Below are 24,049 nucleotides of genomic sequence, written 5' to 3' on the forward strand. Positions count from 1 at the left end.
CCGACCCGTTAAAATGATGAATTTACTTTGTGTATCCCACACAATTGATATTATAAATTATGGCATGTTGAAAGCCATTCAGGCCAAAGGCTTCAACACTTATGTCACTTATACCACTGAAGACGAGCATAAAGCTATTCCCAAAGACATCACAGGCATCGAAGTGCCTTATTTCCGTAAGAAATTTAATTGGCCGACTATTCAGTGTATCCGTAAAATTATTAAAACCCATCAGATCCATGTCATCTATGCCATTAACAGTTCCGATCTGTCCAATGCCCTATTCGCAACACTTGGAACTCAGGTTAAAGTCATCGGTTACCGGGGTACACAGGCTAAAATCAGAAGGAGTGATCTGACTTATTATCTAGGCACCCTAAATCCAAGGGTAGCTCACATGATGTGTGCCACCCAGGACATCAAAGAACAGCTGTCTAAATTTATTTCTCCGGCCAAGATGACCGTAAATCCCAAACCTTACGATGTCAACTGGATGAAGGATGCTTTCACTCACCCCCAGTCGGTCGAGGGCATTCCTGACGATGCTTTTCAAGTCGTATGCCTGGCCAATACCAAACACCGTCCTTTCAAAGGTCTCCGGCAACTGATTGCAGGTATGCATCTGATTGAGGATCCCCGGGTACATCTGATTCATTTGGGCGATTACGATGAAGCCGACTACCAACTGGCCCAACAAGGGCCGGCAGCAGCCCGGATTCATATGCTCGGTCTGCGTAAGGATGCCGTCCATTTTCTGCCGGGTAAAGATGTCTGCATCTGTCCCTCTATCCGGGATGCTTCCCCCCGCAGCTTGCGTGAAGCTATGGCTTGTAAGGTGGCTTGTATCGTAACCGATATTCCCGGAGCCCGGGAATTGGTGGTCGACGGACAGACCGGTATGATCATCCGCCCCGACTCACCGGAAGCCATTGCAGCCAGTATCGGAACACTGGCCCGGGATCCCGAAAAAACGAAAGCATTCGGAGAAGCCGGATACCAGCGGATCATCACCCATTATACCATGGAAAAATACGTACAGAATCTGACGAATGTTTTCCAGCAAGTTATCGATAAATAAAATGAACACTTTACAAAACCGCCTCAAACTGGGATTTGCAATCTATATTGCAGGATCTTTTACCCTGTTCTTACAATTCTTTCTCTATCTGTTGCAAAGCAATATCGCTTCGACCACCGATTTCGCCGGATACGGTTACTACCTCGTTGCGGCTTTTGCACATGCCGGTCTGTTTGCCTTAATTCCCTATCTGCTATATATCCTGATGTCGCTGGCGTGCCCTTTCCCCCGTTTCAACCAAGGTCTACTGATTACCTTTTATTTCCTGTTGAATATCATAGCCTACCTGAACGGCCTGGTCTTTCAGCTATACAAATTCCATATCAACGGTTTGGTACTGGACATGGTTTTCGGGCAAGATGCCGGACAAGTGTTCAATTTCGAAACGTCTTTGATTCTCAGATTTGCATTGACTATCCTGGCTGTGGGATTCCTGTTTTCCGGCATAATATGGATAGCCTACCGCTTTTATCAGCGTTTGAGAAGACGGCAAATTATCTTATATCTCGTTCTCTTTGTATGCAGCACTTTAAGTGCACATTTAGTGCATGCCTATGCCGCTGCTTCAAACCAATTTTCGATACAAAATGTCGCAACCTGCCTGCCACAATTTTATCCATTGACTGCAAACAAGTTAATGGCAAAATTAGGAATTATCCATCACCCGGTTTCCCATCCGCAACTGAACGACAACACCACTCTCAATACCGGTATCACCTATCCGTTACATCCGTTGATTTCAAATGATACCGTTTCACGGAAAAATATTATTTTTATCCTTCTGGATTCCTGGAATCCACGGATATTCGATACAGAGACCATGCCGAACCTCTCCGGTTTCGCAACCCGTAGTTCGGTTTTCACCCATCATCTGAGTTCCAGCAGCGGTACACGAGGAAGTATTTTCGGCTTGTTCTTCGGAATTTCTCCTACCTATTGGAAAGCTTTCGAACTATCGGGGACCTCTCCTTTATTCATCCAAACCCTGCTCGAACAGGGGTATGACGTTCAGACCTTTCCGAGTGCAACTCTTCAAAATCCGCCTTTCGACCGGATTATTTTCGGGGAAGTTCCGCACCTTCGGACAGAAACCCAAGGGGCAACTCCTTTCGACCGCGATACCCGGCTGACGGCCGACTTTCTTCAATATCTGGACCAAAAACCCGACAAACCGTTTTTTGCTTTTTTATTCTATGATTTGTTGCATGCCATCTCCATTCCGGCTCCTCACCGTCATAAATTCGAACCTTCCTGGGAGTATGCCAATTATATGGCGCTGAATAATGAAATGGATGCCACGCCATTTTTCAACCTCTACAGAAATTGCGGTTGGTATGTAGATTCCCTGGTTGGAAGTATCGTCGGAGAACTCGAACACAAGGGACTCTTAGACAATTCGATCCTGGTCATTACCGGAGACCACAGTCAGGAATTCAATGAGAATAAAAAAAATTACTGGGGTCACGGCAGTAATTATTCCGATGCACAGATTCATGTGCCTTTCATTTATTACGAACCCGGACAAGCTCCACGGAACTATCACCATACAACCACTCATTACGACATTGTGCCGACTTTGATGCATACCCTCTTCGGTGTTTCGAATCCTCCCGGAGATTACAGCATGGGCCATTTTCTCACCGACAGCCTGCGCCCGCTCTTTCACCTGACAGGTACCGAAGAAAATTACGCCTTTGTCACCCCCGAAGCGATATACGAAAAGAAACATTCAGGCCGAATCGTCGTAACGGACAGTCTGCTGAATCCGATCGATCATCCGATGTCTCCTCAACTACTCAAAGAAGTTTTGGAATATAAAAACCGATTCAGGAAAAAAGACTGAACCACGATTTATACCGAAATCGCTCCTTTGATATGCGGATGGGGATCGTAGCCGGTCAATTCGAAATCTTCATAGCGGAAACCGAAAATATCCTTCACAGCCGGATTGATATGCATCTGCGGTAAAGCGCGGGGCTCGCGGGACAATTGCAGACGGACCTGTTCGATATGATTCAGGTATATGTGGGCATCCCCCAGGGTATGTACGAACTCACCCGGCTGCAAACCACAAACCTGGGCCATCATCAGGGTCAGCAAGGCATAAGAAGCGATATTGAAGGGAACTCCCAAAAAAGTATCGGCACTACGTTGGTAGAGCTGGCAGGATAATTTGCCACCGACCACATAAAACTGGAATAAAGCATGGCAGGGAGCTAAAGCCATATTTTCAATATCTCCGGCATTCCAGGCACTCACAATCAAACGCCGGGAGTCGGGGTTGTTTTTTATATCGTGGACCACCTGTGCGATCTGATCCAGATGGGTCCCGTCGGGCCGGGGCCATGAACGCCATTGATAACCGTAGATATGTCCCAAATCCCCGTCGGCACCCGCCCATTCGTTCCAAATCTTCACCCCATGATCCTGCAAATATTTGACGTTGGTGTCTCCTTTCAGGAACCAAAGCAATTCGTAGATAATCGATTTGAGATGCAATTTTTTGGTGGTCAGCAAAGGAAAACCTGCCTGTAAATCAAAACGCATCTGATGACCGAAAACACTGATCGTCCCTGTTCCGGTACGGTCTGTTTTCTCCGCTCCTTCACTCAAAATCCGGTCCAGCAAATCCAAATATTGTCTCATAATTATGCTCTGTTTATATCTTTACAAAGATAAAATTAATTCACTCAATTTCTATCTCCGATTCCTAATCTTTCTTCCGGATCAGCATCAATCCATGCCGCACAGGCAACAACAGATTTTCTACCCGGGTATCGGCCTGCACCAACTCATTAAATTCCAGTATCCCGCGTGTTTGCGCATCGCGGGTATCTTTTTCCGTGACCTTACCGTCCCACAGCACATCGTCAGCCACAATGATTCCTCCTGGCCGGACCTTATCGAATACTAACCGGTAATACGCTGCATATTGCCTTTTATCGGCATCGATGAATACCAGATCGAAGCATTCATCCAGCCCGGGTATTATCTCACAGGCATCTCCGATATGAAAAACGATCTGTCCGGCCAGTCCGCTACGTTCGATATAATTACGCGTAAAATCTTCAATCTCGTCATTGATGTCGATGGTATGGAGCACGCCTTTCTCTCCCATGCCCATTGCCATCGAGATGGCTGCATAACCGGTAAATGTCCCGATTTCCAACACCCGTTGGACCCGGTTCATCCGGCACAGCATCTTCAGGAATTGCCCCTGCAGATTCCCCGACAACATCCGGGGCCTTAAAATCTTCTGATGAGTAGCCCTCGACAACTGTTGCAATATTTCCGGTTCCGGTTCGGAGTGCAATCCGATATATTCTTCCAGTTCAGCATCCAAGTCCAACATACTTTCTTTATTTATAGATCAAAACCGATTGTTTATCCTGAGCAAAAATCTCCCGGGCCACCTGCCGGAGCAACTCAGGGGTAATACCTCCTACCTCTTCACAGACCGCCTCCAGTTCATCCACTTTATCATAAATAAGAAAGCTCTTGCCACTGGACAGCATCATATTTTCATAATTTTCCGACGCCAGGGTGATCTGCCCGATCATCTGATTTTTGGCTTTACGCAATTGGTTATATCCCAAAAGTTCCTCCCCCAAAGCCGCCATCTCTTTCCGGCAAAGTCGCAGACACTTGTCCAGATCGCCGGCATCACAGCCGAAGTATATCGTGAAAATCCCCGTATCCGAATAGGGAGTATAGGAAGCTTCGATGTTATAAGCCAGTCCGTATTTCTCCCGGATATTCAGGTTCAAACGGGAATTCATCCCCGTCCCCCCCAGGATATTGACCAAAAGAGAAAAAGCCAGACGTTTATCTTCGGTATAATCGTAAGCGACGTTTCCTATAATACAATGATTCTGATAAGTATCCATATCGATCACTTTCTGCCGGGGCAAGTATATCCCGGGACGTTCACGAACCAATACAGCCGGATCCCCGGGAATATCTCCGAAATATCTTTCAATCAGGCGGACCAGTTTATCGAAAGGAATATCCCCGACCGAACTGATCACCATTCTTCCCGGCCGGTAATTCCGTTTGACGAAATCGATAATATCGTCCCGCCGGAGGCCTTTTACCGCCTTCTCGCTTCCCAGGATATTTCTACCGATCGGATAATCCGGATAAATCAGTTCCTCGAAATCGTCGAAAATCAATTCGCCCGGACTATCTTTGTAAGAATTGATCTCATCGATCACCACCTCTTTTTCTTTCTCTATCTCTTTTTCGGGAAATACCGAATGAAACACGATATCGGCGAACAATTCCAAAGCCCGTTCATAATCCCTGGCCAGGAAGGAAGCATAAATACAAGTATCTTCTTTCGTCGTATAAGCATTCAGTTCTCCTCCCACATCTTCTATGCGGCTCAGGATATGAAAGGCTTTTCTTTTCTCCGTCCCTTTAAAAATCACATGCTCGATAAAATGAGCGATCCCCTCTTCTTCCGGGCGCTCGTCCCGGCTACCGACACCGATAATCAATCCACACCAGGCAGCTTTACCGTCCACCTGCTGATGAATGACCTTCAATCCATTTTTCAATATATGAGTCTGATACATGCTCACGCGCAAACCTCCTTCATATCCCGTTCCCCTCCGGGTGTTTAAAGAAAAAAGCCCTGCATAGCAAGGCTTTTCCCATATTATTTCCTAAAATCTTATTTCTGGAATAATTTTTCGAAATCAGCCATAGAAATTTCTTGTTCTTCGAGCTTCACGTTTTCCCGGATCACGTCGAAGACTTTGTTATCTAAAGCTCTTTCATACAGATGCTGACGCTGTTTTTCATCTTCCAGCAATTTAGCTGCAAATCCGTCCAGCTGTTCGTCAGTCAATCCGTATAACCCGTATTGTTGCAGCTGGGCAGCAGCGATCTGGCGTCCTTCCCGTTTCATATCCTCGGCTTCCACCTTCACATCATAATCTTTCACGATAGCCGATTTCACCAGCTGCCATTTAAATTCATCCCGGTAGCCTTCGAAATCTTTCTCCACTTCTTCAGGAGTCATCTTTTCATTGACAGCCACAATCCATCTTTTCAGGAAAGTTTCGGGCAGAACTACATCTTCATTTTTCTTTATCAGTTTTTCTTTGGCATCGATGGTAAAGCGGTATTCAGAATGTCCTTTCAGCTGATTTTCGATATCTGCCTTCACGCGATTACGGAAATCCGCTGCATCTTTGACCACTCCTTCCCCATACAATTTAGTAAACAATTCTTCGTTTACTTCTGCATCGATATAACGTTTGATTTCTTTGACGATAAAACAATAGTTTTCACCGGCATGTTCGGCTTCTTCTTTCGTTACACCCAACATAGCAGCAAAATCGGTCTTGTTCGGGTATGCTTTCACTGCATTGAACTTCACTTCCTCACCTGCTTTTTTACCCTTGAAAGCATTTACAGCTTCTTCATCTTTCATGTGGAATACCGACATCGAAGCATCTTCGTTTTTGATACCTCCTTCTTTCACATTTCCGTCAGCGTCCAATTCGATCAATTCCCCTTTCAGGTATTCGGTACCCTCGATCTCATCTACAGCGATCATGTTACCGTTGTTTTTACAGATGCTTTCGATCTGTTTGTCGATCATTTCATCGTCAACTTTGATGGTATAGAAAGGTATTTTTTCACGTTTGCTCATTTTGGCATTCACCTCAGGAGACAAAGCGATATCATACAGGAATTCGAAATTTTCATCCTCCAGGTTCAGTTCCTTCTGTTCAGTCTCGTTCGGAAGCGGTTCGCCCAGAATCTGAAGATTATTCTCCTTGATGTAGTTATTCAACGATTCTCCCAAAACTTTATTGATTTCATCTACCAATAAAGATTTTCCGTACATTTTTTTCACAATTCCCATCGGAGTTTTTCCTGGACGGAAGCCGTTTACTACTACTTTCTTCTGATAATCTTTCAATGCTTTCTCTACGCGGCCGGCGTAATCTTCTTTACCTAGTTCGATCTTAATGGTTGCATTCAGATCGTCGATCTGGTTTTTCGTTATATTCATGCCATTCTTGAATTATAGCAATTGTTATTATATATGACTAACTCTCTTCTCAATCAGAAAAAAGCCACCTCGCATAAGGTGGCTTCCCTACTTTTGTACGGGCGAAGGGACTCGAACCCCCAAGTCTTGCGACACTAGATCCTAAGTCTAGCGTGTCTACCAATTCCACCACGCCCGCGTGCCGGTTTTTGACGCTGCAAAAGTAATATTAAATTTCATATAGTCAAACTTTTTTTGAAAAATTCAGTTTTACAAACATAAGTTACAGAGGGGGTAAACGTTACGGAGGATAACCTGTCTCATGCTCCCTCTGTAACGTTTACTAACACACCTTTCCCCCAACGTCTGTTTCCCAGCCTAAATCGTTTGTGTCATCGAGATCACTTTACCGAAACCGGGGAAGATACTCGGACTATTGGCCGGCCCTCCGAACATCGGTCCGTACATGTCTTCAATCTTTCCGGTAGTAGGACTCACTTCAAATTCTACGATCTTTCCTTCCTGAGTTTTTTCATTCCATACGGCAGCCCACAAAACACGTCCGGCTGTCGGGAATCCCCCCGTTCCGATCATATACAGACAAGTAATGACTTCGTCGTCGTCATCCGAGTTCCACACTTTTACAGATTCCGTTTGCCCGGTAGTATAACTATAAGAATACAAAGTATTACCGACCGAATAAAACAAAACGGAGCCTGCATTGGTCGAAGTAAAACAAGTGGCCCGGTCTAAATTCTCACATCCGGCCAGGGAACGGGAGTAACGAGCCAGCTTTCCATTATCCACGACATTGTAGAAACAAGCCACATCCATCCAATACCCACCGTCACGTTTCATCACCGCCATCGTCTCACCTCCGTTTACGGTGGCCGAATACACCAACTCCCCGTTCATATGGTTCACATCGAATACCGCTTCAGCATCCGCTTCACTAAAACGGCTCAATGACGAAGCCCGGTTGAAGAAAGGCCGGAAACCGTTCTGTTCTTTGTCGAAAACCACCTGGTAAGCCCCGATAGCCCCGGTCACAGCCCCCCAACCCGCAATCGTAGCCGAAGCCAGGTAAGGAGCAAGATCATACATACCGCTCATCGCTACCGGAAACTTCCGGTCACCGGCACTTTGAATATACAGACAATGCAACCTTCCGTTATTGATCAGGAAATCACAATTATTCACACACATCATCGCCTCAGGACCGTATTCGGGCGCTGAATAAAACATATCGTTCCAGGTGTCCATAATCACCATATTCGCAGGTGAACAACGCAAAGCCTCCTGTCCGGTCAGGATATAATACCATTTTCCCGTAGTAGAATAAAAAATCAGCTTAGCCTCACCGTCCAAAGGATGTTCCGGATGTAAACCACTCCAATAATCCTGTTCGTGCCAATATTCTTCAGCCTGTGATCCGCTGAAAATCAAGGTCCTTTTCGATCCGAAAACATCGACATCCACCCGGCCCTCTTTTTCTTGTAAACAATAAATTCCACTCTTAGAACCCGCCTGAGGAAGAGTCAGGTACGATCTCGCCAGAAAAAATCCCATCGTATTGTATACCGTATCTTTGGCCATCATCCACACCTGATAAGCTTTCCCTGCCTCGAGACTCACCACATAATTCAGATCGAGTGTACGGGAAATGGTGTCGGCCGGCGGATACACCGTCGTATTCCCCACCGTTTCCGGTTTGTAATCGGAATCCATAACAAACCAACGGTATACCAGATTTTCAGGCTTACTATAGGTAACCCGGGGCGTAAAATGAATGGTATCCCCGATTTCCCAGGTCCGGAACAGTTCGGTTTTATCCGTTCCAACCGTATCTATCTTTATTTCAGGCGCCATATCGAAGTCGTAATCATACACGCCTTTATCCTCCAGACATCCCCAAAGTCCTATCGCCAAGAGGCAAAAAGCCCCGATTTTATATTTCATTCTTCTCATGATATGCTATTTTTATATTTTAAAAAGAAACGACAGCCCCATTTTCATCCTTCATATTCTCCGAATGGGTGGCATTATATTCTTCCAGCGCAGCGACCATCCGTAAACGATAGTTCCACATTTCTCCCCAAGTCATCCCCTCTGCTTCTCCATAGGTAAACTGACTGACTCCCAAAGTCGAAATAATAAACCGGTATTTGGTCTCGCTATAGTCACCGAAAAATTCGGTCAAATCCTCCCAATTGCCCGGCTTGGTAATTTTATCGTTCCAGGCGATAGTCAAAGCAGACCACGCATCGACTCCCGGTTGCAGATCACCGGAGCCGTCTATCTTCACCTGAAGACGTACTTCTTCGGTTTGCATCGCTTCCGTCCGGTAAAGCAGGATATCGAACCCCACCGAATCCTGACCGGCTTTCAGTATCACTTCCCGGGGCAGTGAATAATCGGATGCCTGTGCAGTTGTTTTCGACGGATCGACAGCCAATTTCACTGTCCGGTCGTAATCCGCCACTTTCCCTTGTATCACGACACAAGACGCTACAGCAAATTCCTTTACCTCTTCCGGATAAACCGAAAAGGTAAAAGTCATCGAATCTGTATTTCTGGTCCAGATCTCCGGTCCGACAATCCGGGCAAAATCTTCTTTTCCCCAAACAAAATCATCATTTTCGCAGGAATTCAACAAGAGTAATCCCCAAATTCCCAGTAGTATATATTTTATCATAATAATCCAATTTATCAGTTCTACAATCATTGCCGGTTACCGAATTCAACCTCATTCTCCGGCATCGGCAAAACATAGATATCGTCGCTACCGCTGACCGCCGACCCGGGAATAGAAGCAAAATTCAAGCGCTTATAATAGTAAAACAATTGTCCTTCCCCCACCAATTCCTTCCGGTATTCTTTATAGATTTCATTTTGAATCTGTGTCACCGGCAAGTTTTCATCCAACGGGTCGAAATCCAGATACCGGTTGTTCCGGACAGTGTTAAGATAACGGACAGCCTGCCGGGAATCGGTATTCAGTGAAGCTTCGGCAGCGATATAATACATTTCGGACCAACGCAAAACAGGCATAAAATTTTTATATGTACCGTTTTCATACTGCCAGAATTTAGACAGATAAGGATCACTGCCACTATAAGTCCAATGATAAGTATGCCGCCAATCCTGCCCATACGCTTTAGTCGAAACTTCGTAAATATCGTCCCACATTTCCTCGGAAGGAGACAATTTTTTCGTCTTATCGGTCTGTTCTTTAAAATAAGGCCCGATAATATCGTCCATATCGAGCACATTCAAACGGAATAACAGTTCGGAAGCGAACAACAAATCCCTTTCGTAAGCATTCGACGAAGTGATAGAAGTATAGTGTACCCAGGAAAATTTCTTTTCCTCGATCACTTTCCGGGCATAGACCAAAGCCTGCGCCAGATTATCGGCCCCTCCCTTCCATTGATAAGCCCTGGCTAAAGTTGCTGCAACGGCATAATAATTAAACCGATAGGAACGATCGTTCCGATAAGTATAAGCTTCCAGACTATCGGCCAGAAACAACGGATCGGTTTCCAGCAGCCCGAGAGCTTCCCGGGCATCCGCAATGACATAATCCAATACTTTATCGACAGTAGACTGCGGGGTTACCGCTGTCGAATAAGTCATTACATAAGGGATGGCTGGAGCTTGTGCATTCGAAGCATACGAAGGAGCGAACATCCGCAATAAATCCAGATGCAAAAAAGCACGCAATCCCAAAGCCTCCCCTTTGTATATGCGATAATTATCCCCACTGAACATCGCCGGATTTTTATCGATATACTCCAGCATAATGTTCAGATTGGCAATCGCCGAATACATCTGCGACCAAACCGTAGTGATCTTATTCTTCACCGCCGTATTCTCATAATTGTAAAGGCCTGCCTCATAATACTCGCTTCCTGTTGCCAGATCATAATTTTGTGTCAAGGCTTCGGCTAACCCGAAGGTCATTTCCTGCCCATACAAAGAGGTCGAAGCCAATCTCTTGTACACTCCGGTCAACTGGTCGCTGAAACCTTCTTCCGTAGAAAAAAGTTCGTCGGCGAGCACCTGTGATTTCGGACGTACATCGAAATAATCCAAACATCCTCCCGTCACGAAAAGGAACAAGGCACCGAGCCAAAAGCTCACATTGTATCTTAATTTGTTCATAGTTGTCCTGTTTTAAAAAGTTACCTGTAATGAGAAAGAGAACGAACGGGCAAACGGATAAGAAGTTCCGCGTTCCGTTTTCACTGAAGAAATGGTAGCAATATCATTCATATAAAAGGTGGCTTTCATGCGTTGCAGAAAACTCTTTTCCATGAAACGACACTCCCGGAAATCATAATAAACATTCAAAGAAGAGAATGTCAGCAGATTATAATCTTCAACAAACCGACTCGTAGGTTTAGTCTCGGAATCGTCCGTAATCGACTTGAAACGGGCCACTTGCCCCGGTTCACTCCAACGTCCGGTGAAAACCCGCCGGTCGACATTATAATGTACATCGGCATTTTCTACTTTGTCCAACAAAGTCGTATTATACATTTGTCCACCCAGCCGCCAGGTAAAACCCGCATTCAATCCGAACCCATGATACTCCATATTGATACCGAAATTACCGGATACCTTCGGACGGGTATCTCCGCCGGCAATAAAATCGGAACTACTCCAATCGTAAGTCAGCGAACCGTCTTTCTTCACAAACACCTCTTTCCCGGTCTGAGGATCGATACCCAAAGATTTCACTACCCAGATCGTACTCATCGACTGGCCTTCTTCGTAACGGACAGGTACCGAGGTAGCAGAAGACGAGTCGTACTCTTCATCCGTGCTATCGTTCAATGCTTTCAATGAATTAGATATTTTCTTGAGGATATTTTTATTAGCAGCCGCCGACGCATAAAAATTCACATAACTCCGGCTTGGCGTATCTCTCCAAATCCGGCCGTTCAGGTACACTTCCCAACCTTTGTTTTCCACTTCACCCAAATTGGCCATGTAAGAAGAAAATCCTATAGAAGGCGGAGTCGTCACCGAAGTGATCGTCCCTTTGGTCGTCGAAACATAATAATCGAAACGCACATTCACCGCTCCCTGCAAAAAACTCAGATCCGCACCGATATTATTGTCGTATTTCTTTTGCCAGGCCAGATCAGGATTAGCCAATCCCATCAAATAAGACCCCAATTCGCCCTGATAAGCACTTTGGTAATAATTCAAGGTTGCAATAGCATCATAAGAATTAAAACCTTGTGACCCGGTATAACCTGTCGAGGCCCTGAATTTTATCCGCTCGATCCATTCTATATCACTGAAGAAACTCTCTTTATGCAGATTCCAACCCAAACCGAAGGAATAAAAATGTCCCCAACGGTTATTGGTCCCGAAATCGGAAGAACCGTTCAACCGGTAATTGACATCCAACAAATAACGATCGTCGAAAGAATAGTTTAAAGAACCGGTGAACCCCATGTCCCGGGTAATCCCTTCGCTACCGGTCGGTTTGGTATTCTTGTATTCTACCCCCATCGAAATATGATCCATATTATCATTGGCCAATCCCTGCACAGCAACCGTATAATAGTCATATTTCGCCCGGCTCATACTGTATTGGGCATTCAAAAAAAGCGTATGCCTCAATTTTGAGATCGAATAAGCCGCCCCCAAATCCAGACTCAGGTTATTATCTTTACGGGAATAGGTGGAATAGCTACCCCGCTTATACAAATTATCCCCTGTATAGCTGACAAAATTGGTATGTCCGGCAGGATAATAATCTTCCGAACCGGAGTTCTTTTTCGTCAAACCGAACCGGGCAGTCAGACGCAGATTTTGCAACGCCTGGTATTCGGCATAAAAATTTTCGGTAAACGTCGTGTATCTGTCTTCAAACCGGGTATTGATCAGGCCATTTTTCAGATAATTATATTCGGTCACCAAACCCGTCCAGGAATCTTCCATTTCTCCATCCTCGTCATGCAAACGGTTATAAGGATTCAGGTAAGCATAATCGCTGAACGAACCATAAGGTGAATCATTCGATTTATTATCGTCGATCGTAAACTTATTCCGGAACAATAAATTTTTGTATTTATATGAAAATGTAATCCCTCCGCTCAGGGTATTCCGGTTCGACCCTTTCATCACTCCGGCCACATTGTTATAACTCAGATCGATCCCATACAGCATATAATCATCCCCACCCTCCAGATAAAGAGAATGTTTTTGTCCGACCCCCACCCGCAAAGGTTTATCCAGCCAATACGTATCGACACCGGCCGCGATAGCACTGGCAACGGTCGTATATCTTTTGTCCAGATTCATCTGTTCTGTGGCAGATCCCGTCGAAGAAGTATAGAAACCGGCCAGATATTCCGCCCGCAATTTTTCCTCGGCATTACACAAATCATAACTGGATAAATCCGGAGCTTCGATATCCAGGCTTCCGGTATAGGTAATCTTCATTTTCCCTTTTTCCGGTCGGATCGTTTCTACCACCACCACGCCATTGGCCGCTTTCGACCCATAAATCGCCTTAGCAGTAGCATCTTTCAGCAAAGTAACACTCTGTACCTGATTCATATCAAGGTCCATAATTTTCGTCAGCGTCGTCTCGAATCCATCCAAAATAAATAACGGCTGATTCGGATTTTCCTGATATTCACTGGCCACTTCGGTAAATCCGGTCTGTCCACGCATCTGAAAATCGGGTATCGCATTGGGATTCGAACCAACCTCCAGATTTTCAACCATCAGAAAAGAAGGATCTATATTTTTCAAACTGGACAAGACATTTCCATTCCCGACCGTTTTCAATTCATCCCCCTTGATTGTGGTAACCGAGCCGGTATAACTATTCGCTTTACGGGTGAACATACCGGTTACCACCACTTCTTCCATCTCCTGGGTATCTTCTGTCAGTACAATTTTAAAATCGGTTTTCCCTTTCAGGGCTACCTGCTGGTTTTTATACCCGACAAAAGTAACTTCAATCTGAGTAACCTCCGACGGAATATTCAACTTAAACTTCCCATCGAGATCGGTCGAAGTAGCGATCAGGGTTTTCACTCCCGGAGCTTGTACCGCTTTCACCGTAGCTCCGGGCAGTATTTCTCCCTTCTGATCGACAACAAGCCCGGTAATCGTTCGCATTTCCTGAGCCTTCAGCTGTAATAAAGGTAAACACAAAAGCATACCGATCACAGCCAACAAACGCCACCCTCTCCGGTAATTTTTGTTTTGGACATTTTTTTTCATTTTCATAAGTTTTATAGTAAGTATCGGTTAGTTCAATATTTCGGCAATTTTATCGGACAACGCTTGTCCCCGCAGTTTATCATACTGTACGATTCCGTCTTCGGTAACCAGAAAAATAGCCGGGATCGTACGCCCGTAAAACTGCTCTCCGAACAACTCTTGCCGATCGATCAAATTAGGCCAGGGCAGCTGTTCCTCATCCAAAGCTTTCTGCCAGGCCTTATCCTCCTTATCAATAGATATACTAATGATTTCCAACCCTTTGTCTACATATGCTTCGTAAATTTTCTTCAAATTAGGAATTTCCCGCCGGCAAGGGCCACACCACGATGCCCAAAAATCGATCAAAACGCATTTTTTATTCTTACGCAAATCGCTGTCGGAGTGTATATTTCCATTCCGGTCGGGAGCAGAAAAGGCCGGTAACCGTTTGCCGATCAGATTCTCCGGGATCAGTTCCTTCTTCAACAACTGCCCATAGTAGCCATTTTGTATTTCTTCCGGGAAACTATTGTAAAGTTCAATCTGGGCAGGATCCTCGGTAAAATAATTAAAGCAATACAGCATCAACAGAGGTCCCCAATAGCTATCTTTATTCGCTTTGATCGAAGCCATAGTCTGCTTTTCTACCTGAGTGAAGAAAGCTTTCTCGTCTCTGGCATAGGCCTTCATCTCTTCGGTTTGATTCAGTGAATCTATCTTCACCGCATTTCCGGTACGGCGGGCCTCCCCCAACTGCCGGCTTATATCCTCGTATTTTTGGTGTAACCGAGTATAAGCTTTATCCAACTCCTGCCGGAAAGCTATTTTCTCCCGGAATTCCCGATCTGCCTTACTACCCGTAACAACCGCCTTATTCAATGTCACCATTTCCCGATCTCCATCGGTCGTAGAGACGGCTTCGCCTGTTATAGTCACCTCACCGTTTTCCAGCATAAAGGCATAATACAACTGCTTCCCCTCTGCCTGCAGATTCAACAACCGCGGCTCGGGTAACTGTCCCTCGAAAACAAATTTTCCATCTTCCACCACAGCTTCACCGATAGGCTTCTCTTGTTTGTGTGTTGCCGCCGGTACCAAAAGCATCCTGGTACCATCCGCTAACCCGCTCAGATTTCCAACCAACCGGTACGAATCCGGCGCAGTACAGGCCCCCGCTAAAAGTAGCAGCCCACCCAGGAAATAAAATCCGTTCTTCATAGTCCTTAACATTATCTTCATAACAAATTCTTAAAAATGATTTAGTAGGACAAAGAAAAACAAATCCGAAAAACACCTTATTATTAAAGCAATTCCAAAATCAGCAATTGCTTTTTTTGTAAAAAATAAATGTTAAAATACAAAAATCGTACGAATTTACACGGACAATTTTTGCATTTCTTTAAGATTTATTTTCTCTCAGCGAGCGGGCATGTTTCCGGTATTGGTCCGGTGACATCTGAACGACAGCTTTGAAAAGAGTATAAAAAGTAGTTACCGAGCTGAATCCCAGATCGGCAGCAATTGCTTTTATCGGTGTATCGTCCTGTGGATCAGCCAATATTCTCCGGGCTTCTTCGATCCGATATTTATTCATATAATGCGTAAAAGTCAATCCGGTTTGTTCATTGATGGTCTGCGAAAGATAGGTACGGTTAGTACCCAATAATTCAGCCATTTTTTCCCGGGTGAATAAACTATTTTTATATACCTGATCGTTTTGCATTAAACGCTCCAACCGGCCGAATAATTCCTGCTGGCTATCTTTATTCAGCGAAGAACCGGAATAACGCCCTCCATCAACAGCTCCGGCCTTACCGATCAATTCCTGCAATTGTTTCTCCTGTTCTGCTATCCGCTTAGAAAACTGTCTTTCCTTCGCCAGCCAATCCACACTTTCCCGAACAATCTGTTTATATAATCGATTTTTTCTCCGATAATTGATGTAGAACAGTAAAACGACGATCAAGACGACAAAAGTGATCCCGACCAAAGCCATCACCCGATTCTGTTCCTTTTGTAACAACATATTTTTTTGAGCCAATTCCTTATTTCGTTTCTCTGTCTCATACCTCACCATCAACTCCTTCTCTGTCCTTTCTTTGTCTTCGTTATACAAACGAAAAGATTCAGCCGTATACTTCTTATAATATTCCAAGGCTTCTTTTGGCTCACCTAACCGATCGTAACAGGCTGAAAGCAACAGGTAGACTTCCCGCCGGAACAGTGAAGTGATATTTTTTTCAGAGATCTCTTTCCCGATCTGTAATTTTTCCAAAGCAGACTTGTATTTTTTCTGAGCGATTAGCGCCCGTCCATAGCCGACATAGGTGGACACGACATAAGCAGCCTGTGAAAAACCATGTTCCCGGATCGCCTGCTCATAGTACAATCCGGCCTTCATATAATCCCCCGCTTCCAACGCTATTTCTCCGTATGTATTATAAATATCCGAACGATTTTTAAAGTCATAACGTTTACTCAACCGATCCGCTTCACGGGTATATCTCCAGGCCTCTTCCATCTTCCGGTTGAGACAAAGATTGCGGGCCATAGAAATCGCCCCGCAATAGATCAGATAAGGATCATTATTCTGCCGGCCCAGCAGGTAACATTTCTCTGCATATTCCAACCCGGCTTCTTCATTTCTTAAAGTCAGTACTTCCGCGATATTAGCGACTAACAAACAATACAACAACCGGTGTCCGCAACGTTCGGCGATATCACACCCCTCCCGGTAATAATTCAAAGAGCGGTAATAGTCACAAGTGACATTTTGTTCGTACAACCCAAGCCCGTTATACACCGAACAAAGTGCCGAATCATTGTGTTGTATCTCAGCCAATCGTTTTGCCCCGAGCAAATCCTGTAATCCCTCCTGCGTTTTGCCCAGCATGATCCGTGCTTGTCCCTGATAGATCAAGGCATAGGTGTAAAACCATTCTTGTCCTCCCCAAACGGTATTTTGTAAAATCTCCTGACAAACTCTTTCCGTCTCCTGATATTCGCCCTTAGAAATATGCCCATAAGCCTTATCTTTCAAGACATACAAAGCCGAATCCGACACCTTTCCCTCCTGCTTGCCACCGAACCCACAAAACCATAGATAACAAACTGATAACAAACAAAATAAACGCATCATAAAACGTCCCATTCTTTTGGTGGAAATCCACCAAAAGAATAATTGACAGACGACAATTACCTATTGACAATTATTTGGAAGCGAAGCTTCCATCGAAAAAGGAATAAGTAAAGACAAATGAAAAAAGGAATAAAGAATAAAGCATTGGTTTTTAGTTGGTTCGATGGATCTTTCCAGTGTGCTGTTTCATTGTCAACTGGTCTCTGGCAATTGTCAATCCCCCACAGGTGCGGGAACTTAGAATTTTTTGTAGACTTTATAAACTTTCGACTAATTTAATGGACGTTTTCCACACGAAATTAAATATTATTTTGACTTTATTCCCTATCTTTACAGCGAAAATTAAAAGAAATTGGATGATTGAGGTCAAAAATATCAAAAAAAGTTACGGAACACTACAGGTTTTAAAAGGCATCGATCTGATCATTCCCGAAAAACAAATTGTGACGATCGTCGGGGCTAGTGGAGCCGGGAAAAGTACTTTGCTGCACATTATAGGCACCTTAGACTACCCGGATGAAGGAGAGGTATGGTATGAACAGGACAACGTCGCTCACTATTCGGCCAATAAATTAGCAAATTTCCGAAATAACAATATCGGTTTTGTTTTCCAGTTTCACCATTTGCTACCGGAATTCACTGCTTTGGAGAACGTATGTATGCCAGCCTGGATCAAGGGAGTCCCCCGGAAAGAGGCCGAAAAAAAAGCACTCGGACTGCTGGAATTAATGGGATTGCAAGACCGGATCTCTCATAAACCGTCAGAACTTTCGGGAGGAGAACAACAACGGGTATCCGTCGCCAGAGCCCTGATCAATTCCCCAAAAGTGGTCCTGGCCGACGAACCTTCGGGTAATCTGGATACACATACTAAAAACGAACTGCACCAATTATTTTTCTCCTTACGCGACGAGTTAGGACAAACTTTTGTTATCGTCACTCACGATACGGAACTGGCGGAGATGGCAGATTCGAAGATTTGCTTGAGCGATGGACAGATAAAAGGCTAAAGGCTATAAGCTAAAAGCTAGAGGCTATAAGCTAAAAGCTAAAGGGAAAAAGTATAAGGGAAAAGGGAAAAAAGGGGGGGAAATAAAAGAATCGAGGGGAAAAGGGAAACAGAGGAGAAAGAGTTTACGTAAAACAGACAAGTGTTTATTCAAACACTTTTTAGTCTTAACTTTTTACTTTTTACCATTTTAGTGTATCTTTGCGCGATTAATAATTAATAGATAAAGAATGAAATACACAGACGAACTTGACAAAGTCAGCTACAGCTTAGGACTTAGCATTGCCAGCAATTTGATTTCTTCCGGAGTAACCACGATCAATGCAGAAGCATTTATCGACGGTCTGAATGTCGTATTCAGTGGTAAGATGCCGGAAATCATGCCGGATGAAGCCAATAATATCTTACAGGATTATTTCGACAAACTCCAGCAAGCAAAAGGAAAAGAGGCAAAAGCTGAAGGCGAAAAGTTCCTGGCAGAAAACAAGAAAAAAGAAGGCGTAGTTGCACTTCCGAGCGGATTACAATATAAAATCCTGACTGCTGGCAATGGCCCAAAACCCAAAGCTTCGGATACGGTAAAGTGTCATTATGAAGGTCGTCTGATCAATGGTACTGTTTTCGATTCATCTATCCGCAGAAACGAACCGGCAGAATTCCCGGTAAGCGGAGTGATCGCCGGTTGGGTAGAAGCCCTGCAATTGATGCCTGTAGGATCGAAATGGCAACTTTATATTCCTTCCGAACTGGCTTATGGCACACACGGCGCAGGTCAGTCGATCGGACCGAACCAAACCCTGATTTTCGATGTCGAACTGTTGGCTATTATCTAAAACATTAAAATTTAATTCAATAAAATTCAAAACATGAAAGCTAAAAATTTACTACTTACTCTGGCAGTAGGTGCAATGGCTATCAGCTGTAACAACAGCGGTTCCATGACACAAACTTCTGCTTCTTTGAAAACAACGGCCGACTCAGCCAGTTTTTATATCGGTTACATGTACGGCTCAGGCCTGCAACAAATGGGTTTCTCCGAGGTTAACCGCGAAGCTTTGATCGCCGGTTTGAATTCAGCTATAGCCAAAAAAGAAGTGGGAAAAGACCCACGCGAAATCCAAATGTTCCTGAACGGATTCATGCAGGAAGTGGCTATGAAAAAAGCAACGGAAAATGCAGAAAAAGGAAAGAAATTCCTGGAAGAAAATGCAAAGAAATCTGGCGTAGATACTTTAGCTAACGGTATCCAATACAAGATCATCAAAAAAGGAGAAGGTGCAAAACCGGCAGCTACCGATATGGTCAAAGTACATTACAGAGGCACCTTGATCGACGGAACTGAATTCGATTCTTCTATCAAAAGAGGCGAACCGGTAGAATTTCCTTTGAATCGGGTAATCCCGGGATGGACGACTGCTTTACAACAAATGCCTGTCGGATCGAAATGGGAAATCTTTATCCCGTCGGATCAGGCTTACGGCCCAAGAGGAAACGGCTCCATCGGACCGAACGAAACCCTGATTTTCGAAGTCGAACTGTTAGACATCGTTACACCGGACGCTAAAGAAGCTGATCAAAAATAATCTCCCTATAGGGAACTTCAATGTGAACCCGAGGTAATACCCCCGGGTTTCACTTTTTAATTAGCTAAATCAAAAAAACTCCACATACATGAATTACGAAATAGTCGGGAAACTGATTTTCAAAGAAGAAACCCAACACATCAGTGACCGGTTCCAAAAAAGGGAATTTGTCATCGAAGTAGAGAACGAAAAAAACTCACAATGGAATGACTTCGTAAAAGTACAATTGATACAAGATCGGTGTGACCTGCTCGAAAATATCGATTTAAACGAAAATATTAAAGTATATTTCAATATCCGGGGCAGAAAATGGGAAAATAAAGGACAAGTATCTTATTTTACCAATCTCGAAGGCTGGCGGATTGAAAAAGTAGCCCCCCAGAATCCGGCAAATATTCCCGTACCGGAATATCGTGTAGAAGATATCCCCCCGATGCCTGAAGCCGACGATTTGCCTTTTTAAGAGTTAGAGAGTTACTGAGTTAGAGAGTTAATAAGTTAATGGGTTAGAGAGTTGCTAAGAGGAAGGCTATAATCGTTATTGAATTTTTTCTGTTTTATAATCTGTTAAAAAAAAAAACGAGAAAGAGAAATCAAAATTTTTAAATAAACGGAAAGTAATCTATTGAAACTAAAAATGATAAAATTGATTTTTACATCAGAATACATTGAAAATCAATAACTTACAAACAAACTCAGCAACTCTACAACTCAGCAACTCTACAACTCAGCAACTCTACAACTCAGCAACTCTACAACTCAGCAACTCTATCCCTGCTTCATCCATACCGTTTTGGCCTGACAATGCGTCAAGTGCTCGGTTTCGTCTTTCACTTCATGCCAAACCACCACTTCATTTTCACCCCGTTCTTCCATGCGATAAGCGGAATGAATCTGACTATCCGGCATAATCTCATGGGCATAAATCACTTCAATTTCTGTCAACACATGCTCTTTTAGAAACCCGAAAGGCAGCGAATTGGTAATCCAGCGGACATACGAAGCCTGAGTCACGTGCCCGTTAAAATCAATGTTATCGAAAGTCGCTGTAAAATGGCGTATTCCCTGTCTCTCTCCGCCAAATTCCTTCTCATCCAGCAAAGGGGCCAACACCAACTTAGGGATGTTATGCTCCGTACTCATGGCAATGACATTCTCCGGCAAACGCAAAGGTCTTCTCCGTTTCATATCGATATACATCCATTCGGAAGTTGCCCGCACCAATTCCTCCCCGTCTTCCCGGAACATCCGGTAGTCACGCAAGGCAAACAAACGGTCGATCCCCGAAGGCCAGGTCTCGATAGTCACGATTTCTTCCTTTAAAGGCATCTTATGGAGCAGGATATGCAGACGATGCAACATCCAGGTAAACCCTTGTGCATTCAAGGTATCCACATCCACCTTATATAGTTCGGTCTGTACCTCGGCCGCATCGTTGAACAAATCACACAAAGTTTTCACAAACAACCTGCCTTTGTAATTGGTATAGTGGTTGTAAATTTTTACTTTCTCTGCATACTTCGTCACCATAGCTTTGTTTTTAACTTCATTCAAATCACATAGACTTCAGGTTCTATCCAGATCCCGAATTTCATGAATACACTTTTCCGGATTTCATTCGCCAGGCGGGTAATCTCGATACCACTGGCTCCCCCCCGATTCACCAATACCAAAGCCTGTTTGTCATGTACCCCGGCCTTCCCCCATGTACGTCCTTTCCAACCACATTGTTCGATCATCCAGCCGGCAGCCAACTTGCAACAAGCATCGTCGACCTCATAGACAGGCATTCCGGGATATTCCGCCAAAAGCCGGTCCGCCTGTTCCCGACTGACCACGGGATTTTTAAAAAAACTCCCCGCATTGGGAATCTCCGCCACGTCCGGCAATTTAGAACGGCGAATCCGAATCACCGCCTGCCGGATATTCGTCAAATTCACTTCTCCCCCCATCTTTTCAAGTTCGCTCCGCAAGGCACCATAATCCAGCCGAAACTCCGGTTTTTTGGACAACCGGAATACCACCCGGGTAATGATATACCGATTTTTCCACTCCCGTTTAAAAATACTATCCCGATAAGCGAAACGGCAATCTTTTCCTGCAATTTCCACCTGGATAGCTTTATCCAGGGCTATCGCTTCCACCCGGTCGATCCGCTCGCCGGCTTCCATCCCATAGGCTCCGACATTTTGCACCGGAGCTGCTCCGACATGCCCCGGAATAAAAGAAAGATTTTCAACTCCACCCCATCCCTGTTCCACTGTCCAGGCCACAAAATCGTCCCATTCCACTCCGGCTCCTATCCTAACCCACACCTCTTCCTCATCTTCCTTTATCACCTCTTTTCCCTGCATCGCCGGATAAAAAACAGTACCGGTAAAATCTTCCGTAAAAAGGAAATTACTTCCTCCTCCCAAAATCAACACTTCCGACGGTTGCCATTCATAATCAGCCACAAAAGCCCGGAGCGCTTCCTCCTCGTCACTTTCGACAAAATACCTGCATTTGACATCAATAGCAAACGTATTATATGGTTTCAAACTATAATCTTCCTTGACTTCAATCATAACTTATCCAAAATCACTTATCTTTGTACACAATTATTTGCAAATATACGGAAAAACATGAACACTTTACCCGCTCTGTTCGAAGAACGCATGAGAAAACTTTTACCGGAAGAGTCGGAAGCTTTCTTTGCAGCCCTGCAAACAGAGCCTCCTGTCAGTATCCGGCTGAACCCGGGAAAACCCGTCCCCATCTCCCGGTTATTCCCCGACGAGCAAATCGGTTTACCCGTATCCTGGTGCGAATCGGCCTATTATTTGAAGAGCCGCCCCGTTTTCACCCTGGACCCTTGCCTACATAGCGGGACTTACTATGTACAGGAAGCCTCTTCGATGTTTTTATATCATATATTCGGACAAATACTACCGGCTCATCCGGTAAGAGTATTGGATCTGTGTGCCGCTCCAGGTGGCAAATCTACCCTGATCGCTTCCCGGCTTTCCTCCGGCAGCCTTTTGGTAGCTAACGAAGTTATCCGTTCCCGGGCCGGTATTTTAAAAGAAAATATGATCAAATGGGGAACTTCCCATGTAGTCGTCACGAACAATGATCCGGCAGACTTTCACCATCTGAAAGGCGCTTTCGATATCATCGTCGTAGATGCCCCCTGTTCGGGAGAAGGCATGTTCAGAAAAGACCCCGGTGCCATTCAGGAATGGAACGAAAGCAACCTGCAGCTTTGCAGTGAGCGCCAGCAACGGATTCTGGCAGACATCTGGCCTTGCCTAAAACCCAGTGGTTTCCTGGTGTATAGCACCTGTACTTACAATCCCGGAGAAAACGAAGCCATCCTGGAACGATTGATACGGAAATACGGAGCCCGTTCCATTGAAATCGCACCTCTTTTTCCAGGAATTGTCCCGGGAAACTCAACCGCTCACTGTTATCATTTCTACCCTCACCGGATTCCGGGAGAAGGATTTTTTACCGGAGTGGTACAAAAAACCGAAGGCGAAGAATTCAGAGCCGGGAAAGTCAGGAAAAATACGAAACATACCCCCCCCCTTCTCCCCGGCGACATCCGGGCTTATATCCGGACACCCGAATATTACCGCCCCTATGCCAAAGACAATATCATAGGCGTAATCCCGGAGCAACACAGCGAATTTATACAACTACTGGAGGCTAATCTGCACATCCTCTACCAAGGTTGTGAAATAGCAGAAATCATCAACCGGAAAAGTAAACCTCTGCCTTCACTCGCTCTCTGGCAGGGACTGAATAAAGCAAACTGCGCCCTCCTGGATACCGACCGGATGACAGCCCTGACCTTTCTGAAAAAAGAAGATATTCCGGTGCCGCCCAAGACCGCAGAATGGTTATTGGTTACCTATCGCGGACAGGGTCTCGGATGGTGCAAACACCTGGGCAACCGGCTTAACAACTATTACCCCAAAGAATGGAGAATCAGAATGACAATCGAATAAAATAA

The 24,049-nt window shown here is 44.7% G+C and carries 19 protein-coding genes and 1 tRNA gene; 7 read left to right on the top strand and 13 right to left on the bottom strand.

Annotated features, from left to right (window positions below; translation table 11 throughout):
* Positions 1–64: 64 nt before the first annotated feature.
* Both WS42_RS01715 and WS42_RS01720 read left to right on the top strand, forming a co-directional pair.
* Entirely contained in the window at positions 65–1,078 is a 1,014-nt protein-coding gene (locus WS42_RS01715) for a glycosyltransferase (protein WP_022161270.1), read from the top strand.
* Between the two features lies 1 nt (position 1,079).
* Positions 1,080–2,921, top strand: a complete 1,842-nt coding sequence (locus tag WS42_RS01720) for a DUF3413 domain-containing protein (protein ID WP_022161269.1) — start codon at positions 1,080–1,082, stop codon at positions 2,919–2,921.
* A gap of 8 nt (positions 2,922–2,929) precedes the next feature.
* Here WS42_RS01720 and WS42_RS01725 read toward each other — a convergent pair whose 3' ends face one another.
* From WS42_RS01725 to WS42_RS01775, 11 genes are all read right to left on the bottom strand, one after another.
* The gene (locus WS42_RS01725; protein ID WP_046450683.1) at positions 2,930–3,724 is read right to left on the bottom strand and encodes a thymidylate synthase; all 795 of its coding nucleotides are present in this window, start codon (positions 3,722–3,724) and stop codon (positions 2,930–2,932) included.
* Between the two features lie 64 nt (positions 3,725–3,788).
* Positions 3,789–4,430 carry an O-methyltransferase gene (locus WS42_RS01730; protein WP_022161267.1) on the bottom strand — a complete coding sequence of 214 codons (642 nt, stop codon included), beginning with the start codon at positions 4,428–4,430 and terminating at the stop codon, positions 3,789–3,791.
* A 7-nt stretch (positions 4,431–4,437) separates the two neighbouring features.
* The gene (locus tag WS42_RS01735; protein ID WP_022161266.1) at positions 4,438–5,655 is read right to left on the bottom strand and encodes a M16 family metallopeptidase; all 1,218 of its coding nucleotides are present in this window, start codon (positions 5,653–5,655) and stop codon (positions 4,438–4,440) included.
* Between the two features lie 98 nt (positions 5,656–5,753).
* Positions 5,754–7,106 carry a trigger factor gene (gene tig, locus WS42_RS01740; RefSeq protein WP_013613674.1) on the bottom strand — a complete coding sequence of 451 codons (1,353 nt, stop codon included), beginning with the start codon at positions 7,104–7,106 and terminating at the stop codon, positions 5,754–5,756.
* A 96-nt stretch (positions 7,107–7,202) separates the two neighbouring features.
* Positions 7,203–7,284, bottom strand: a tRNA-Leu gene (locus WS42_RS01745).
* Between the two features lie 179 nt (positions 7,285–7,463).
* Entirely contained in the window at positions 7,464–9,053 is a 1,590-nt protein-coding gene (locus WS42_RS01750; protein WP_195203723.1) for a PKD-like family lipoprotein, read from the bottom strand.
* Between the two features lie 19 nt (positions 9,054–9,072).
* Positions 9,073–9,780: a DUF4843 domain-containing protein gene (locus WS42_RS01755; protein ID WP_013613672.1), complete on the bottom strand. Its 708-nt coding sequence runs from the start codon at positions 9,778–9,780 to the stop codon at positions 9,073–9,075.
* Between the two features lie 26 nt (positions 9,781–9,806).
* Positions 9,807–11,249, bottom strand: coding sequence for a RagB/SusD family nutrient uptake outer membrane protein (locus tag WS42_RS01760; RefSeq protein ID WP_046450685.1), 1,443 nt, complete (start codon positions 11,247–11,249; stop codon positions 9,807–9,809).
* A 12-nt stretch (positions 11,250–11,261) separates the two neighbouring features.
* Positions 11,262–14,339: a SusC/RagA family TonB-linked outer membrane protein gene (locus tag WS42_RS01765; RefSeq protein WP_022161263.1), complete on the bottom strand. Its 3,078-nt coding sequence runs from the start codon at positions 14,337–14,339 to the stop codon at positions 11,262–11,264.
* 27 nt (positions 14,340–14,366) lie between these two features.
* Positions 14,367–15,539 carry a TlpA disulfide reductase family protein gene (locus WS42_RS01770; RefSeq protein ID WP_013613669.1) on the bottom strand — a complete coding sequence of 391 codons (1,173 nt, stop codon included), beginning with the start codon at positions 15,537–15,539 and terminating at the stop codon, positions 14,367–14,369.
* A 181-nt stretch (positions 15,540–15,720) separates the two neighbouring features.
* On the bottom strand, positions 15,721–17,460 hold the full coding sequence (locus WS42_RS01775; RefSeq protein WP_022161262.1) for a helix-turn-helix domain-containing protein: 1,740 nt from the start codon (positions 17,458–17,460) through the stop codon (positions 15,721–15,723).
* A 356-nt stretch (positions 17,461–17,816) separates the two neighbouring features.
* Between WS42_RS01775 and WS42_RS01780 the strand changes: the two genes are divergently transcribed.
* The 4 genes from WS42_RS01780 to WS42_RS01795 all read left to right on the top strand — a co-directional run bounded on the left by WS42_RS01780 (position 17,817) and on the right by WS42_RS01795 (position 20,515).
* On the top strand, positions 17,817–18,470 hold the full coding sequence (locus WS42_RS01780) for an ABC transporter ATP-binding protein (protein ID WP_013613667.1): 654 nt from the start codon (positions 17,817–17,819) through the stop codon (positions 18,468–18,470).
* Between the two features lie 229 nt (positions 18,471–18,699).
* On the top strand, positions 18,700–19,302 hold the full coding sequence (bamJ, locus tag WS42_RS01785) for a BamJ family beta-barrel-assembly machinery protein (protein ID WP_013613666.1): 603 nt from the start codon (positions 18,700–18,702) through the stop codon (positions 19,300–19,302).
* A 33-nt stretch (positions 19,303–19,335) separates the two neighbouring features.
* Positions 19,336–20,052: a BamJ family beta-barrel-assembly machinery protein gene (gene bamJ / locus WS42_RS01790; RefSeq protein ID WP_013613665.1), complete on the top strand. Its 717-nt coding sequence runs from the start codon at positions 19,336–19,338 to the stop codon at positions 20,050–20,052.
* 88 nt (positions 20,053–20,140) lie between these two features.
* Positions 20,141–20,515 carry a DUF3127 domain-containing protein gene (locus tag WS42_RS01795; RefSeq protein WP_013613664.1) on the top strand — a complete coding sequence of 125 codons (375 nt, stop codon included), beginning with the start codon at positions 20,141–20,143 and terminating at the stop codon, positions 20,513–20,515.
* 305 nt (positions 20,516–20,820) lie between these two features.
* On the opposite strand, the gene WS42_RS01800 is transcribed toward WS42_RS01795, so the two are convergent.
* Together WS42_RS01800 and murB are read right to left on the bottom strand one after the other, a co-directional pair.
* A complete protein-coding gene (locus WS42_RS01800; protein ID WP_013613663.1) occupies positions 20,821–21,582 on the bottom strand; it encodes an acyl-[acyl-carrier-protein] thioesterase in 762 nt (253 codons plus the stop codon).
* 20 nt (positions 21,583–21,602) lie between these two features.
* On the bottom strand, positions 21,603–22,619 hold the full coding sequence (gene murB, locus WS42_RS01805) for a UDP-N-acetylmuramate dehydrogenase (protein WP_013613662.1): 1,017 nt from the start codon (positions 22,617–22,619) through the stop codon (positions 21,603–21,605).
* A 57-nt stretch (positions 22,620–22,676) separates the two neighbouring features.
* Between murB and WS42_RS01810 the strand changes: the two genes are divergently transcribed.
* Positions 22,677–24,044, top strand: coding sequence for a methyltransferase RsmF C-terminal domain-like protein (locus WS42_RS01810; protein ID WP_046405566.1), 1,368 nt, complete (start codon positions 22,677–22,679; stop codon positions 24,042–24,044).
* Positions 24,045–24,049 lie beyond the last annotated feature (5 nt).

The organism is Odoribacter sp. N54.MGS-14 (assembly GCF_000980295.1).
In the GTDB taxonomy this organism is placed as follows: domain Bacteria; phylum Bacteroidota; class Bacteroidia; order Bacteroidales; family Marinifilaceae; genus Odoribacter; species Odoribacter splanchnicus.

What these genes read in the sequence shown, in the direction of transcription:
- WS42_RS01715 (WP_022161270.1), top strand. Translation starts at nt 65, where the DNA reads ATGTTGAAAGCCATTCAGGCCAAAGGCTTCAACACTTATGTCACTTAT.
- WS42_RS01720 (WP_022161269.1), top strand. Translation starts at nt 1,080, where the DNA reads ATGAACACTTTACAAAACCGCCTCAAACTGGGATTTGCAATCTATATT.
- WS42_RS01725 (WP_046450683.1), bottom strand. Translation starts at nt 3,724, where the DNA reads ATGAGACAATATTTGGATTTGCTGGACCGGATTTTGAGTGAAGGAGCG.
- WS42_RS01730 (WP_022161267.1), bottom strand. Translation starts at nt 4,430, where the DNA reads ATGTTGGACTTGGATGCTGAACTGGAAGAATATATCGGATTGCACTCC.
- WS42_RS01735 (WP_022161266.1), bottom strand. Translation starts at nt 5,655, where the DNA reads ATGTATCAGACTCATATATTGAAAAATGGATTGAAGGTCATTCATCAG.
- tig (WP_013613674.1), bottom strand. Translation starts at nt 7,106, where the DNA reads ATGAATATAACGAAAAACCAGATCGACGATCTGAATGCAACCATTAAG.
- WS42_RS01750 (WP_195203723.1), bottom strand. Translation starts at nt 9,053, where the DNA reads ATGAGAAGAATGAAATATAAAATCGGGGCTTTTTGCCTCTTGGCGATA.
- WS42_RS01755 (WP_013613672.1), bottom strand. Translation starts at nt 9,780, where the DNA reads ATGATAAAATATATACTACTGGGAATTTGGGGATTACTCTTGTTGAAT.
- WS42_RS01760 (WP_046450685.1), bottom strand. Translation starts at nt 11,249, where the DNA reads ATGAACAAATTAAGATACAATGTGAGCTTTTGGCTCGGTGCCTTGTTC.
- WS42_RS01765 (WP_022161263.1), bottom strand. Translation starts at nt 14,339, where the DNA reads ATGAAAAAAAATGTCCAAAACAAAAATTACCGGAGAGGGTGGCGTTTG.
- WS42_RS01770 (WP_013613669.1), bottom strand. Translation starts at nt 15,539, where the DNA reads ATGAAGAACGGATTTTATTTCCTGGGTGGGCTGCTACTTTTAGCGGGG.
- WS42_RS01775 (WP_022161262.1), bottom strand. Translation starts at nt 17,460, where the DNA reads ATGATGCGTTTATTTTGTTTGTTATCAGTTTGTTATCTATGGTTTTGT.
- WS42_RS01780 (WP_013613667.1), top strand. Translation starts at nt 17,817, where the DNA reads ATGATTGAGGTCAAAAATATCAAAAAAAGTTACGGAACACTACAGGTT.
- bamJ (WP_013613666.1), top strand. Translation starts at nt 18,700, where the DNA reads ATGAAATACACAGACGAACTTGACAAAGTCAGCTACAGCTTAGGACTT.
- bamJ (WP_013613665.1), top strand. Translation starts at nt 19,336, where the DNA reads ATGAAAGCTAAAAATTTACTACTTACTCTGGCAGTAGGTGCAATGGCT.
- WS42_RS01795 (WP_013613664.1), top strand. Translation starts at nt 20,141, where the DNA reads ATGAATTACGAAATAGTCGGGAAACTGATTTTCAAAGAAGAAACCCAA.
- WS42_RS01800 (WP_013613663.1), bottom strand. Translation starts at nt 21,582, where the DNA reads ATGGTGACGAAGTATGCAGAGAAAGTAAAAATTTACAACCACTATACC.
- murB (WP_013613662.1), bottom strand. Translation starts at nt 22,619, where the DNA reads ATGATTGAAGTCAAGGAAGATTATAGTTTGAAACCATATAATACGTTT.
- WS42_RS01810 (WP_046405566.1), top strand. Translation starts at nt 22,677, where the DNA reads ATGAACACTTTACCCGCTCTGTTCGAAGAACGCATGAGAAAACTTTTA.